Below are 14,015 nucleotides of genomic sequence, written 5' to 3'. Positions count from 1 at the left end.
ACGAGTTTCTATCTCCGGATAGGGCAATTTATCGGCAAAGATTTTTCTGGTCGTTTGCTTTGCCGAATGTCAAATTAGACTTTATGATGAACGCACAATGTTGTTTTTGCAACCGGATTTTTTATCAATTCTCGCTGCGTATGCCTTTACAAAACATGAAATCAGTTGCGCAATTGTCTCGTTGTCGGCGGGCTGCGTGCCGGTGTGCCGTTTGCTGCGCCGCAGCAGGTGATTGCTGATGCTGCGTACGCGGCAGGTGGCCAGCAGTCGTGGGGGACGTGAATTGTTTAGTGGCATTGATCTTGAGGTCGGCAGCGGCGATGCCCTGCGCATTGGCGGTCGCAACGGCAGTGGCAAAACCACCCTCCTGCGCATGTTGTGCGGATTGACGCCGCCGGCGGAGGGCGAAGTTCTCTGGAAAGAAGCCGCAATACGGCGCCTGGGCGAGTCCTTCCGGCGCGAAGTGATCTATGTCGGCCACGCCAGTGGCCTGAAGGACGACTTGCTGGCCTGGGAAAACCTCGTGGTTGCGGCACGTTTATCCGGCTTGGGCATAAGCCGCAAGGCAGCCTTGCAGGCACTGCAACAGCTCGACGTGGCCGAGTTGTGCGACACGCCGGTGCGTGCGCTTTCGCAAGGCCAGCGCAAGCGCGTGGCGCTCTCGCGCCTGTGCCTGCCCGGTCCGAAGCCCTTATGGATACTCGACGAGCCGGCAGCATCGCTGGACGATGATGCGGTCAAGGCCCTGTGCAGCGTGCTGGACGCCCATCTGGCGCAAGGCGGCATGATCGTGCATGCAACGCACCAGGCCATGCCGCTGGCGGCGCGGCGCAACCTGCAAGTTGACCTCGGGCAGGGCGGTGCATGCTGAAGGTGGCATGGTGCATGGTCCGGCGAGATTTGCTGCTTGCCGTGAGGCGGCCGGCGGACGTCGCCAATGTCCTGTTTTTTTTCGTGATCGTGGCCACGCTCTTTCCGCTGGCAGTCGGGCCGGAACGCGAGGCGCTGCGCATGATGGCGCCGGGAATCGTCTGGGCCGCCGCGCTGCTGGCATCCATACTCGCTCTGTCCCGCCTGTTCGCCACCGACCATGCCGATGGCACGCTGGAAGGCATGCTGATGTCGACCGAACCGCTGGCGGTGATCGTGGTGGCAAAGGTAATCGCCCACTGGCTGGTTTCAGGCTTGCCGCTGGCGCTGGTGGCGCCGCTTCTGGCGGTGCAATTCGATTTGCCGAATGGCGCGGCGTTGCTGTTGTTTCTGAGCCTGTTGCTAGGCACCCCCGTGCTGAGCCTGGTCGGCGCCATCGGTGCGGCACTGACCCTGGGAGTGCGTGGCGGCAGTGTGCTGGTAGCGCTGCTGGTGTTGCCGCTGTATGTGCCAGTGCTGATCTTCGGTGCCGGCGCAGCGGCAGCTGGCCCCGAAAACGCGGATGCCCACTTGCTGGTGCTGGGAAGCCTGCTGGCGGCGGCGATGGCGCTGGCGCCCTGGGCAACCGCGGCGGCGCTGCGCATCTCGCTTGAATAAAACGCTAAAGCGCTTGAGCGCGGATCGCATTGAAGGAGCATGGATGGCATGATGACTGACTCTATTTTTGCAGCGAAAGCCGGCAGCGGCGAAGGCGGCTGGCTGCGCTTTGCCGCGCCGGCCGCATTTTTCCCGCTGGCCGGCAAGATGATTCCCTGGTTCGGCGCTGCCGCCGCGCTGTTGTCCCTGGCCGGCCTGGCCCTGGGGTTGCTGATGGCGCCGACCGATCACCAGCAGGGCGATGCCTACCGCATCATATTCGTCCATGTGCCCGCCGCCTGGCTATCGATGCTGATTTATGTGGCGATGGCATTCTGGGCCGGCATTGGCCTGATTTTCAACACGCGCCTGTCATCCATGCTGGCCAGCGCCCTGGCGCCGACCGGGGCGCTGTTTGCCTTCCTGGCGCTGTGGACAGGCGCGCTTTGGGGCAAGCCGACCTGGGGCACGTGGTGGGTATGGGATGCCCGGCTCACCTCGGAACTCATCCTGCTGTTTCTCTACATCGGTTTCATGGCGCTGCAGGCCGCCATCGATGAGCCGCGCCGCGCCGACCGTGCCGGTGCGGTACTGGCAATTGTCGGCGTGGTCAATGTGCCGGTAATTTATTTTTCCGTCCAGTGGTGGAATACCCTGCACCAGGGCGCTTCGGTGAGTTTTACGCGTGCGCCCAGCATGGCGACGATCATGTTGGCAGGCATGCTGCTGACGGCCGCGGGCCTCTGGTGCTATGCGATCGCGGTGAGCCTGGCGCGCCTGCGCTGCATCGTGCTTGAGCGCGAGGGCGACACCGATTGGGCAAAACGCACTCTGGAGCAGACGGCATGATCTGGCACAGCTGGCAGGAATTTTTTGCAATGGGCGGTTATGCGCCTTACGTATGGGGCTCGCTGCTGGTCGTATTCGGCTTGCTGGCAGCGGAAGTGCTTGGTTTGCAATGGCGGCGCCGCGCCATCCTGCAGCGCCATGCACGGCAAATCGAACGCGCATCTTTCAAAAGGACGGGCAATGAAAACCAGGCATAAGCGGCTGGCGCTGGTGCTCGCCGGGCTGGCGCTGCTGGGCATTGCGGCAGCGCTGGTGCTCTCGGCATTCCAGAAGAACCTCGTGTTTTTCTTTACGCCCACGCAGGTGGCGGCGGGCGAGGCGCCTGCAGGTCGCAGCTTTCGCATCGGCGGCATGGTCGAGGCGGGCAGCGTCAAGCGCCAGGCCGACGGCATGACCGTGCAGTTCATGGTGACCGACATGGCAAAGAGCCTGCCGGTGACGTACCGCGGCATCCTTCCGGATCTTTTCCGAGAAGGAAAGGGCGTAGTTGCGCAAGGCAAGATTGGCGGCAACGGTGTTTTCCTTGCCGACGAAGTGCTGGCCAAGCACGATGAAAACTACATGCCGCCTGAGGCGGCGTATGCGATTGAAAAGGGCGGCGCGGCCGCAAAGCATCCAGGCATGACCGGAGAAAAGAAATGATTGCGGAAATCGGCAATTTTGCCGTGATGCTGGCGCTGTGCCTGGCGCTGGTACTGGGCACGCTGCCGCTGGCTGGCGCGGCCACCGGACGACGTCGCTGGATGGCGCTGGCGCGGCCGGCAGCCGGCGGTCAGTTTGCCTTTCTTTGCCTGGCGTTCGTTTGCCTGGCGCACAGCTTTGCCGTGAACGACTTTTCAGTCGCTTATGTGGCGGCAAATTCGAACCTGAACCTGCCGCTGCATTTTCGCATCGCCGCGACCTGGGGCGCGCATGAGGGCTCGCTTTTGTTGTGGGTGACGATCCTGGCGCTGTGGACCTTTGCCGTTGCGCTGTTAAGCCGCCAGCTGCCGCAGGAGACGGTCGCGCGCGTGCTGGGCGTGATGGGGCTGGTCAGCGTCGGCTTCCTGAGTTTTCTTTTGTTTACCTCCAATCCCTTCGAGCGGCTGCTGCCGGCGCCGGCGGACGGGCGCGACCTCAATCCGCTGCTGCAGGATTTCGGCATGATCATCCATCCGCCCTTGCTGTACATGGGGTATGTCGGCTTTTCCGTGGCCTTCGCCTTTGCCATCGCGGCGCTGCTGGAAGGCAGGCTCGACAGCGCCTGGGCGCGCTGGTCACGGCCCTGGACCACCGTCGCATGGGTGTTCCTGACGCTGGGGATTTTCATGGGCAGCTTCTGGGCGTATTACGAGCTTGGCTGGGGCGGCTGGTGGTTCTGGGATGCGGTGGAAAATGCCTCCTTCATGCCATGGCTGGTCGGCACCGCGCTGATCCATTCGCTGGCCGTGACGGAAAAGCGCGGCAGCTTCCGGAACTGGACGGTGCTGCTGGCAATCGTCACCTTCTCGCTATCGCTGCTCGGCACCTTCCTGGTGCGTTCGGGCGTACTGACCTCGGTGCATGCCTTCGCCACCGATCCGGCGCGCGGCGCCTATATCCTGGCATTTCTGGCGATCGTCATCGGCGGCTCGCTCTTGCTGTATGCCTGGCGCGCGCCATCGGTGGGCGTCGGCGGCGCCTTTGCGCCGGTCTCGCGCGAATCGACCCTGCTGATGAATAATGTGCTGCTGCTGGTGGCGGCGGGCACGGTATTCCTCGGCACCCTGTATCCATTGTTCCTGGATGCCCTCAATCTCGGCAAGATCTCGGTCGGGCCACCGTATTTCGAGGCGGTATTCGTGCCATTGATGGCGCCGGTATTGCTGTTGATGGCGGTGGCCCCCTTCGTGCGCTGGAAGCAGGCGTCGCTGCCGGAACTGGCGCGCCAGCTGCGCTGGGTGGCGCTGGCGGCGATTGCGCTGGGCCTCCTGGCAGCTGCGGCCAGCGGTGCTGCGTCGCCCATGGTGGTGCTGGGGCTGACGCTGGCCAGCTGGATCTTGCTGGCGACCGCGTCGCACCTGCTTGAGCGCCTGCGCCATGCGCCGGCCGGCACCCCTTGGGGCAAGAGATTACGCAGCCAGCCGCGCAGTTACTGGGCAATGCTGGTGGCCCATGCGGGCATCGGTGTATTCGTGATCGGCGTGACGCTGGTCAAGGGCATGGAAAGCGGCGAAGACGTGCGCATGCAGCAGGGCGACATTGCCAGCGTCGGCGGCTACCAGTTCCGCCTGACAGGTATTGGCGAGGCCAGGGGCGCCAATTATGTCGCCGCGCAAGCCGCTTTCGAGGTTACGCGCGAGGGACGTCCTGTTGCGACCATGACGCCGCAAAAGCGCCTGTACATGGCGCAGGAAATGCCGATGACTGAGGCGGCAATCCACCGCAGCCTGACGCGCGACCTGTATGTCTCGCTGGGCGAGGCGATCGACCGCCAGACCTGGATCGTGCGCATCCAGCACAAGCCCTTCGTTGGCTGGATCTGGGGCGGATGCCTGATCATGGCGTTCGGCGGCTTGCTGGCCGCATCCGACCGGCGCTATCGCATTGCCGCGCGCCGCAGCCGCACCGTGCCGGTGGCTGCAGGCACGGCGCCGGCCGGCGCGGGAGGCTGACATGCGGCGTTTCCTGTTGCCGTTCATCGGCTTTCTGGTGCTGCTGGCATTTCTCGCCATTGGCTTGCGCCTGAATCCGCGCGAGGTGCCGTCGCCCTTGATCGGCAAGCCTGCGCCGGCGTTCGTGCTGCCGCAACTGCATGCGCCGGCCGAGACTGTCTCGGCGCGCCAAATGGCCGGGCAGGTCTGGATCTTCAATGTCTGGGCTTCATGGTGCGTGGCCTGCCGCCAGGAGCATCCGGTATTGATGGACCTAGCCAAAACCGCAGGTGTGCCGCTGGTGGGCCTCAATTACAAGGATGGGCGCGACCAGGGCGCTGCCTGGCTGCGCGAACATGGCGATCCCTATGCCGTATCGGCTTTTGATGGCGAGGGACGTGTCGGTATCGATTACGGCGTGTATGGGGTGCCGGAAACTTTCGTGGTCGACAAGCAGGGCATCATCCGCTTGAAAATCACCGGCCCGCTGACTCCGAAGGACGTCGAGAGTCGCCTGCTGCCCCTGCTCAGGGAGTTGAACCGTGCATAAATTTATTTGCGCCTGCATGTTGCAGGTACTGCTGGCGCTCCCGGCGCAGGCTTCGGTGCCGGCGGGAGGCGCGACTGACCCGGTGCTGGAAAAACGTGTGGCGGCCTTGTCCGAACAGCTGCGTTGCCTGGTATGCCAGAACCAGTCGCTGGCCGATTCCAATGCGGCTCTGGCACTCGACCTGAAAAACCAGGTGCGCGAAAAACTGGCCGCCGGCCAGTCCGAGCAACAAGTGGTGGACTACATGGTGGCGCGCTATGGCGATTTCGTGTTGTACCGTCCTCCCGTGAAAACGTCGACCTGGCTGCTGTGGTTCGGGCCTTTCGTGCTGCTGGCAGCCGCTGTTGCGGCACTTCTGCTCAGGCTGGCCCGGCGCCGTCCCATAGACGCCTTGACCGATATTGAACGCCAGCGGGCAGCGGAACTGCTCGCCGGAGACGATGGGCATGTTGTGCAGGGAGATAAGCCATGAGTGCATTTTTGCTGGCGGCGTTTGCATTGACGGCCTGCGCATTGCTGTTTCTTTTGCCGCCGCTATTGCGACGGGACGATGCGGAGGAAGGGCAGGTGCGGCGCGATGACCTGAACCTGGCGGTGCTGCGCGACCAGTTGCGCGAACTTGAGGCCGATCTCGCTGCGGGTGTGATCGGGCGCGCCGCATATGACAGCGCCCGCCTGGAACTGGAGCGGCGGGTCGCCGAAGAAGTGGGCTTGCCGGCGCGCGTCGCCACGGCAAGGGCGCCGGCGCGCTGGACCTCGGCCGGACTGTTGCTGGCATTGCCGGCCCTGGCGAGTGTCTTGTATATCCTGCTGGGTTCGCCACTGGCGCTGGAAAGCGTGCGCGACAATCCCCACGACGCCGCGCCGCAGCCGATCGAGGCGATGGTCGAGGCGCTGGCGCAGCGGCTAAAGGACCGGCCGGATGATATCGAGGGCTGGCACATGTTGGCGCGATCCTACAACGCCCTGGAGCGCCACCGCGACGCGAGCAATGCCTATGCCCACCTGCTTGCGAAAACACCCGGCGATGCTGACTTGCTGGCCGATTATGCCGATACGCTGGCGATGGTGCTGAACCGCAGCCTGCAGGGCGAGCCGGAAAAGCTGGTCGAGCGCGCACTGGCAATCGATCCGGGACACTTCAAGGCGCTGGCGCTGGCGGGCAGCGCCGCATTCGAGCGGCGCGACTATGCCGCGGCGCTGACGCGCTGGCAAAAGATCATGGATCTCGCGCCGGCGGACTCCGAGATTGCCCGCTCGACTACTGCGAGCATGAACGAGGCACGTGCGATGATGGGCAAGGGCGCGCCGGCGACGGCAAAGGCGCCGGTCGCTGCCGCCTCACAAGTCGCAGTAGCGGGGGACCACCGGTTGGAAGGCCGGGTGGAGATCGATCCCGCGCTGCGCGCGCAGGTGAAGGATAGCGATACGGTTTTCATTTATGCGCGTGCGGTGTCCGGTCCGCGTTTTCCGCTGGCAGTGCTGCGCAAGCAGGTGCGCGACTTGCCTGTGAGTTTCGTGCTTGACGACAGCATGGCGATGATGCCTGGATCGAAACTGTCGGATCATGCCACGGTCGTGGTGGGCGCACGCATTTCCCGAACCGGCAGTGCCACGCCGAGTCCGGGCGAGCCGCAAGTGCTGGTTGAGTCGGTGCCCCGCGGCGCGAAAAAACTGCAGCTGCGGCTTGCCGCAAGCGGCGGCTGATCACTGCCGCAATTAGCGAGAACCGGCCGTTTTACCGTGGGCTTGCGCGCAGTTTCGCGCGCGCCCCCAGCCATAAGGCCAGCGCGATTACCGCCATGGCGAGCTGGCCGATGGCCAGCCACAGCACCGAGTGCCAGAGCAGCGGGGCAATGACGCCGGCGACAATGGCGCCCAGCATGGTTTGCGTAAATGACTGGCACGAGGCGACGGTGCCCCGTATTTCCGGGAAGAGATCGAGCACCATGAAGGTGACGCCCGGAGCGACTACCGACATGCCGAAGGTATAGAAAAAAAGCGGCGCGACCGACCAGGGCACGGCGGCAGGGAAAAATGCATGGTAGGCGACATTGAGCACGCCCGCGCCGACGAGGAAGCAAAAGCCGATGAGTACCTGCCTGGGCACCGGCATTTTGCCGGCCAGCCGGTTGGCGGCGAGCGCCCCCAGGAAAATCCCGCCCACAGCCGGTATGAATTGCCAGCCGAACTGGTCGGGCCCCAGCCCAAGATGCCGCGTGATGAAGACCGGCGCGGCGGCGACGTACAGGAACAGGCCGGCAAAGTTGAAGGCGACCGCACCGGATTTCAGGTGGAACAATGGCGAGCGCAATACTTTCTTGTAGCTTTGCGCAAGGAACGCGGGATTAAAGGGTTGCCGCTGTTCAGGCGGCAGCGTTTCCGGCAGCCGTTTGTAGCAAAGCCAGAACAGCAGCAGCGTGTAGATGAACAGGAACAGGAAGATCGAACGCCAGTCGAGCAACTTGACAATCCAGCCGCCCAGGATCGGCGCGATGGCCGGGGCGATCGAAAAGATCATGGTGACCAGTGACAGCAGGCGCGCGGCGCGGGCATCGGCATACATGTCGCGGATGAGCGCGCGGCCGATCACGACGCCTGCGCCGGCGGAGACGCCTTGCAGGATGCGAAAGGCCCACAGGTATTCGATGCTGTGCACCGCGGCGCAGCCGAGCGAGGCGACGGCGAATACTGCCAGCGAAGCCAGGATGATATTGCGCCGGCCAAAGGCATCGGACAGCGCGCCGTGCCACAGGATCATCAGCGCAAATGCCACCATGTAGGCAGTCAGCGTTTGTTGCACCTGGATCGGGCTGGCATGCAGGGTTGCCTGTATGTTGGGAAAGGCAGGCAGGTAAGTGTCGATCGAAAAGGGCCCGAGCATGGCCAGGCCTGCCAGCAGAATCGCCAGCAGGATGGGCCCGGGTGGACGGATATGCGCTGGTGCAGGAGGTGGAACTTGTATGGTTTCCATCGTGTCAGGCCTGCAGTTCGCGCATGCCTGCCGCCGCAGCCGTCAACGCGTAGGAATGCAGGCGTGCGCCATGGCTGAAGATTTGCGAGGTAATCATCAATTCGTCGGCGCCAGTGCTTTCAAGAAAGGCAGCAATGCCGCGTTGCACCGTGTCGGGGCCGCCGATGACGCTGCAGGACATGGTGTGTTCAAGAATGGCAAGCTGGTGCGGCAAGAGGCTTTCGACATAGCCTGCGACCGGCGGCTGCAGCAGCGTGGGATGTCCGCTGCGCAGGTTGACGAAGGCTTGCTGCGCCGAGCTGGCGATGAAACGGGCTTGTTCGTCGCTGTCTGCGGCAAATACGCTCAAGCCCAGCATCACGTAGGGTTTTTGCAAATGGCGCGACGGGCGGAAACGCGCCCGGTACAGCGCAATTGCCTGCATCATTTGCGCCGGCGCGAAATGCGAGGCGAAGGCATAGGGCAAGCCGAGTTCCGCCGCCAGCTGGGCGCCGAACAGGCTGGAGCCGAGAATCCAGATCGGCACCTGCAGACCCGCTCCAGGCACGGCACGCACCGCCTGGCCGGCCTGGACGGGATCAAAATAATGCATCAGTTCCTGCACGTCCTGCGGGAACTGGTCCGGGTCGGAGTCCAGGTTGCGGCGCAATGCGCGCGCGGTGGCCTGGTCCGAGCCCGGCGCGCGGCCAAGGCCCAGGTCGATGCGGCCCGGGAAAAGCGATTCCAGCGTGCCGAATTGTTCGGCAATCACCAGCGGCGCATGGTTGGGCAGCATGATGCCGCCGGCGCCAACGCGGATCGTAGAGGTGCCGGCAGCGACGTGGCCGATCACGACCGCAGTTGCAGCGCTGGCGATGCCCGGCATGCTGTGGTGCTCCGCCAACCAGTAGCGGCGAAAGCCCAGGCGCTCGCAATGGCGCGCCAGGTCGAGCGTGTTGCGCAGGGATTGACCGGCATCGCTGCCTTCGGCAATCGGTGAAAGATCCAGTACGGACAGGGAAGGTGAAGCAGGCATGGCAGGCTGGCATCCGGCATTGCGCCAGGACGCGGATAAACAAGAATTGTAACCAGATCGGCGAGAGTTCGCTGGCGCCCGAGCTTAGGTAAAAATATTTCCACATGTAAATTGTTTGGCGGGATGGGGTGTTTGCTTTTGAGCAGTAGTGTCAACGATTGTTAAAACGGCGGTATTTGCCTATTTAGAAGATGCAATGAGCTGCCATCGCGCCTATGCTTTAGTTGTGCGCTCGCAATTCGCTCAGTAGAAATTTCGTGGGTTTTTCACCCACCCAGGCCCCGGGTTCTTGAGGCCGATTGCATCTTTTCCATTCTTCGCGCAATAGCGCAAAAAGGATCATTTTATGGACGCCCTGGCCAGCCTGTTTCCAATCTTTGTTTCTAAAGATTTATTGTTCCTCCTTGTCTCGATTACGCTTGCAGCAATCGTTTTTTTCTTTTTTATCCATTTGTTGCGCAAGGAAGAAAACGCTACCCAGTCCGATCGTGAAAAGCCTGCCGTGGACGTGCGCGTAAAGGTGCGGCAACAGGCTTGAGGCGCAGGCCGTCGCGATCAGTTCCGCTCTTGCGTTCGATTTACTTACCAATTTGCACGATAACGATCACTTTGTTTTGAGAGCGCTCAAGACAAAGTGTCTCCTTTCTGATCGTTATTGCTCCCACTCAAAAACACTGAAGTCCAATCTGGCACGATAAGCAGGTTCCTCTCCTGCATATCGTTGGACTTTCCATGCTTTTCAATTTACGGAAAATTGCCGGTTCCACCTGGCCGGCCCTGCTGGGTTGCTGGCTGTTGGCGCTGGCGTGCCCGGCGGCAATTGCTTTCGGCTTCAACGATGTAGCAAACCAGGCCAAGCGGCTGGCTGCCAGTCCTTACCAGGCACCGGAAAAAAATTTGCCCAAGGGCCTCGCCCGGCTGAGTTACGACCAGTATCGCGATATCCGCTTCAAACCACGGCATTTTCACTGGCAGCGTGACGGTCTGCCGTTTGAACTGGCGTTCTTCCACCAGGGCCCGCTGTACGACAGCCCGGTCGCGCTCCATGAGATCGACGGCAAGCGGGTACGCCCGATCACTTACTCCCCGGCGCAGTTCGATTACGGCAAGAACCGCCTCGATCCGGCCGATCTGGAAGGATTGGGATTTGCCGGCTTTCGCGTGCACTACCCGCTAAACACGGCGCAGTACAAGGACGAGGCCCTGGTATTTCTGGGGGCAAGCTATTTTCGTGCATTGGGAAAGGGCCAGTTATACGGCTTGTCTGCCCGTGCGCTGGCGATTGATACGGCGGTGCCTTCGGGAGAGGAATTTCCGCGATTCATAAAATTCTGGATCGAGCGTCCGCGCCCGCATGCGCGGGAATTGACGATCTATGCCTTGCTCGATTCACCGCGCGCCAGCGGCGCTTACCGTTTCGTTCTCAAGCCTGACGAGTCGACCGCAGTCGACGTCAAGGCGCGCCTGTACCTGCGCGACGTTCTTGCCAAGCCGGGTTTTGCGCCATTGACGAGCATGTATCTGTTTGGCGAGAACCAGCCGGCTGCAAGCAACGATTACCGCCCTGAAGTCCACGATTCCGACGGCCTGGCCATCCACGCGGCCAGCGGCGAATGGATCTGGCGGCCACTGGTCAACCCCAAGCGCCTGCTGGTGACCTCGTTTGCGCTGAGCGATCCGCGGGGCTTCGGACTGATGCAGCGCGACCGGCAATTCGCCAGTTACCAGGACCTGGAAGCGCGCTATGAAATGCGGCCGGGCGCCTGGATTGAACCGAAGGGCAAATGGGGCGCAGGCCGTGTCGAGCTGGTACAGATTCCGACACCGGATGAGACCAATGACAATGTCGTCGCATTCTGGGTGCCGCAGGCAGCGCCTGCCGTTGGCAAGCCGGTCGACCTGGAGTACAGCATTCTCTGGCAGGGGCAGCAACAGGCGCGTTCACCGCTGGCCTGGGTGACGCAAACCCGGCGCGGCCATGGCTATTTGCCCAAGCCCGATGACAGCATTGCCCTGTCCATTGATTTTGAAGGACCGGCCTTGCAGTCGCTGGCGGCCGATGCGCGCGTCAATCCAAACTTTGCCGCCGATGCCAATGCCAGGATCCTGTCGCAACAGGCATATCGCAATGCGGTGACAGGCGGCTGGCGCGTGGCTTTGCGCTTTCATCGCGATGACGACAAAAAGCCCGTGGAAATCCGTGGACACTTGCGCAACGATCAACAAACCTTGTCTGAAACATGGAGCTATATCCTGCCCGCCGAGTAAGGCATGCATCGGCTGCGGCCGCGGTGCCGGCACAGCCAGCGCCAGCCGCCGGCCTGCCCCTGACGCCCGCCCTGCAGCGCGCTGCCATGGTGCCGCAGCCGTGGGGGCCGCTTAGCCCGTTCAGGCGTCGGCATGCCGCACCCGCGCCGGGCGGCGACGCGGCCGAGGACCCTGCCGTCGCAGGAAAATGGCAGCACGCCGGCAATTTGCGCCGGTTGACCCTGCTGTCGCTGATGCTGCTGCAAACAGCGCTGGCAACGATGTCGATGGCAAGAGTCTTGCCGTATCAGGGAGAGCAGCCGCTGGAGATGGTCGCGCTGGCTTTGTTCGCGCTTCTCTTTTGCTGGGTCTCGGCCGGCTTCTGGACGGCGCTTGCGGGCTTTCTCGTATTGTGGCGCGGCGGTGACTCGTTTGCGGTCTCGTCGCGCAATGCCCGCGAGGGGACCATCGACATGGCGGCCAGAACGGCCATGGTCATGCCGGTCTGTAACGAGGATGTGGCGCGCGTCATGGCCGGCTTGCGCGCCACCTATGAATCGATCCGCCAGGCCGGAACGCTGGGCCATTTTGATTTTTTCATCTTGAGCGACAGCAACGATGCCGATATCTGCGCTGCTGAACTGGCCGCCTGGGAGCACCTGTGCCGCGAGGTCGATGGTTTCGGGCGCATCTTCTATCGACGACGACGCCGCCGCGTCAAGCGCAAGAGCGGCAACCTCGACGATTTCTGCCGCCGCTGGGGCAGCGCCTTCCGCTACATGATCGTGCTCGACGCCGACAGCATCATGAGCGGCGACTGCGTCTCCACCCTGGTGCGCATGATGGAAGCGCATCCCGGCGCCGGCATCATCCAGACTGCGCCGCGGGCAATCGGGCGCGAGACCCTGTATGCGCGCGTCCAGCAATTTTCCGGGGCAGTATATGGTCCATTGTTTACCGCCGGTCTGCATTACTGGCAACTAGGCGAATCGCATTACTGGGGCCACAATGCCATCATCCGCCTGGCGCCTTTCATGGCGCATTGCGCCCTGGCGCCGTTGCCCGGGCGCGGCGCCCTGTCCGGCGACATCCTCTCGCATGATTTTGTCGAGGCGGCACTGATGCGGCGCGCCGGATGGGCGGTATGGATTGCCTACGACCTCGAAGGCAGTTATGAAGAGTTGCCGCCGAACCTGCTCGACGAACTCAAGCGCGACCGTCGCTGGTGTCACGGCAACCTGATGAACTTCCGCCTGCTTGCCGCGCGCGGCATGCATGCGGTGCATCGCACGGTATTTGTCACGGGCGCGATGGCCTACCTGTCGGCGCCGCTCTGGTTCCTCTTCCTGTTGCTGTCCACCGTGCTGCTGGCGCAGCATACGCTGGTCGAGCCGCAGTATTTCACCGAGCCGCGCCAGTTGTTTCCGATCTGGCCGCAATGGCATCCGGGGCGCGCGCTGGCCTTGTTTAGTGCCACGGCCACGCTGCTGTTCCTGCCTAAATTATTGGCGGTGTTGCTGGTATGCGCAAGCGGTGCAAAGCAATACGGCGGCAGCATGAAGGTGGTCGCCAGCATGCTGCTGGAATGGCTGTTCTCGATGCTGCTGGCGCCTGTGCGGATGCTGTTCCATAGCCGCTTCGTGCTGGCGGCGCTGCTGGGCTGGCGCCAGGGATGGAAGTCGCCGCCGCGGGAGGATGCGCAAACCGGATGGGGCGAAGCACTGCGTCATCACGGCTGGCAAGCGCTGCTTGGCGCGGCCTGGGGCGGGCTGGTTGCCTGGCTCAACCCGGCATTCCTGCCCTGGCTTTTGCCGATCACCGGCGCGCTTGTGCTGGCGCCACTGCTGTCGGTGTGGTCGAGCCGGGTGATGCCAGGCCGCCGCGCCATGCAGGCGGGATTGTTCCTGATCCCGGAAGAAGTGACGCCGCCGGCGGAACTTGTTGCTGCCTTTGCCAGTAGCGATGGCGGTAAAGATCGTAAGGATGTCTTGCCGGGATTTATCGATGCGGTCCGCGATCCAGCGATCAATGCGCTGGCATGTGCGGCGGCGCGGCCGCATCCGGTGCTGCCGCCGGTGACGCGGGCAGCGCGTGCGCGCCTGTTCGCGCGCGCGCTGGAAGCCGGGCCGGAGGACTTGAGCGATACCGACCGCTTGACGCTGCTGGATGATCCTCTTCTGCTTGCGCGCCTGCATCAGGAGCTGGTCCGGAGGCGTCACACCGGCCTGGGCCCTCTTGTACAATAAAGGTAAGTTTCACTAT

At 62.9% G+C, this 14,015-nt stretch carries 14 protein-coding genes; 12 read left to right on the top strand and 2 right to left on the bottom strand.

Translation table 11 applies throughout. The annotated features are described in order from the left end of the window. The first annotated feature begins 238 nt into the window (after positions 1–238). The 9 genes from ccmA to ccmI are packed head-to-tail and all read left to right on the top strand — an operon-like array spanning position 239 to position 7,224. Complete coding sequence (ccmA, locus tag EKL02_RS15635) at positions 239–871, top strand: cytochrome c biogenesis heme-transporting ATPase CcmA (RefSeq protein ID WP_128902898.1); 633 nt, start codon at positions 239–241, stop codon at positions 869–871. Positions 872–885: 14 nt separating this feature from the next. Continuing rightward, positions 886–1,527, top strand: a complete 642-nt coding sequence (gene ccmB, locus EKL02_RS15630) for a heme exporter protein CcmB (protein ID WP_241687737.1) — start codon at positions 886–888, stop codon at positions 1,525–1,527. Positions 1,528–1,578: 51 nt separating this feature from the next. Continuing rightward, complete coding sequence (gene ccmC / locus EKL02_RS15625) at positions 1,579–2,355, top strand: heme ABC transporter permease CcmC (protein ID WP_128902896.1); 777 nt, start codon at positions 1,579–1,581, stop codon at positions 2,353–2,355. Beyond that, positions 2,352–2,552 (top strand): heme exporter protein CcmD, encoded by a 201-nt coding sequence (gene ccmD, locus EKL02_RS15620; protein ID WP_128902895.1) that lies wholly within the window; start codon positions 2,352–2,354, stop codon positions 2,550–2,552. Before ccmC ends, ccmD begins: the two co-directional genes overlap by 4 nt. Continuing rightward, on the top strand, positions 2,536–2,997 hold the full coding sequence (gene ccmE / locus EKL02_RS15615; RefSeq protein ID WP_128902894.1) for a cytochrome c maturation protein CcmE: 462 nt from the start codon (positions 2,536–2,538) through the stop codon (positions 2,995–2,997). The genes ccmD and ccmE overlap by 17 nt, the downstream gene beginning before the upstream one ends. After that, entirely contained in the window at positions 2,994–4,988 is a 1,995-nt protein-coding gene (locus EKL02_RS15610; RefSeq protein WP_128902893.1) for a heme lyase CcmF/NrfE family subunit, read from the top strand. Before ccmE ends, EKL02_RS15610 begins: the two co-directional genes overlap by 4 nt. Position 4,989: 1 nt before the next feature. Further along, positions 4,990–5,517: a DsbE family thiol:disulfide interchange protein gene (locus EKL02_RS15605; RefSeq protein ID WP_128902892.1), complete on the top strand. Its 528-nt coding sequence runs from the start codon at positions 4,990–4,992 to the stop codon at positions 5,515–5,517. After that, a complete protein-coding gene (locus EKL02_RS15600) occupies positions 5,510–5,989 on the top strand; it encodes a cytochrome c-type biogenesis protein (protein WP_347232090.1) in 480 nt (159 codons plus the stop codon). The genes EKL02_RS15605 and EKL02_RS15600 overlap by 8 nt, the downstream gene beginning before the upstream one ends. After that, positions 5,986–7,224 (top strand): c-type cytochrome biogenesis protein CcmI, encoded by a 1,239-nt coding sequence (gene ccmI, locus EKL02_RS15595; protein WP_128902891.1) that lies wholly within the window; start codon positions 5,986–5,988, stop codon positions 7,222–7,224. Before EKL02_RS15600 ends, ccmI begins: the two co-directional genes overlap by 4 nt. A 31-nt stretch (positions 7,225–7,255) precedes the next feature. Here the strand turns inward: ccmI and EKL02_RS15590 are convergent, their stop codons facing one another. Together EKL02_RS15590 and EKL02_RS15585 are read right to left on the bottom strand one after the other, a co-directional pair. Next, positions 7,256–8,491: a multidrug effflux MFS transporter gene (locus EKL02_RS15590; protein ID WP_128902890.1), complete on the bottom strand. Its 1,236-nt coding sequence runs from the start codon at positions 8,489–8,491 to the stop codon at positions 7,256–7,258. 4 nt (positions 8,492–8,495) lie between these two features. Next, the gene (locus EKL02_RS15585; protein ID WP_128902889.1) at positions 8,496–9,506 is read right to left on the bottom strand and encodes an LLM class flavin-dependent oxidoreductase; all 1,011 of its coding nucleotides are present in this window, start codon (positions 9,504–9,506) and stop codon (positions 8,496–8,498) included. A 346-nt stretch (positions 9,507–9,852) separates the two neighbouring features. Here EKL02_RS15585 and EKL02_RS15580 point away from each other — a divergent pair, with 346 nt between their 5' ends. The 3 genes from EKL02_RS15580 (at position 9,853) to mdoH (ending at position 13,999) form a co-directional block, all read left to right on the top strand. Further along, positions 9,853–10,044, top strand: coding sequence for a hypothetical protein (locus EKL02_RS15580; RefSeq protein WP_128902888.1), 192 nt, complete (start codon positions 9,853–9,855; stop codon positions 10,042–10,044). Between the two features lie 194 nt (positions 10,045–10,238). Then, positions 10,239–11,774: a glucan biosynthesis protein G gene (locus EKL02_RS15575; protein WP_128902887.1), complete on the top strand. Its 1,536-nt coding sequence runs from the start codon at positions 10,239–10,241 to the stop codon at positions 11,772–11,774. Beyond that, positions 11,747–13,999 carry a glucans biosynthesis glucosyltransferase MdoH gene (gene mdoH / locus EKL02_RS15570; protein WP_128902886.1) on the top strand — a complete coding sequence of 751 codons (2,253 nt, stop codon included), beginning with the start codon at positions 11,747–11,749 and terminating at the stop codon, positions 13,997–13,999. Before EKL02_RS15575 ends, mdoH begins: the two co-directional genes overlap by 28 nt. Positions 14,000–14,015: the final 16 nt, after the last annotated feature.

Source organism: Janthinobacterium sp. 17J80-10 (genome assembly GCF_004114795.1).
Taxonomy (GTDB): domain Bacteria; phylum Pseudomonadota; class Gammaproteobacteria; order Burkholderiales; family Burkholderiaceae_D; genus Paucimonas.
The sequence above is the reverse complement of the archived record's forward strand: the minus strand, read 5'-3'. Positions and strand labels throughout refer to the sequence as shown.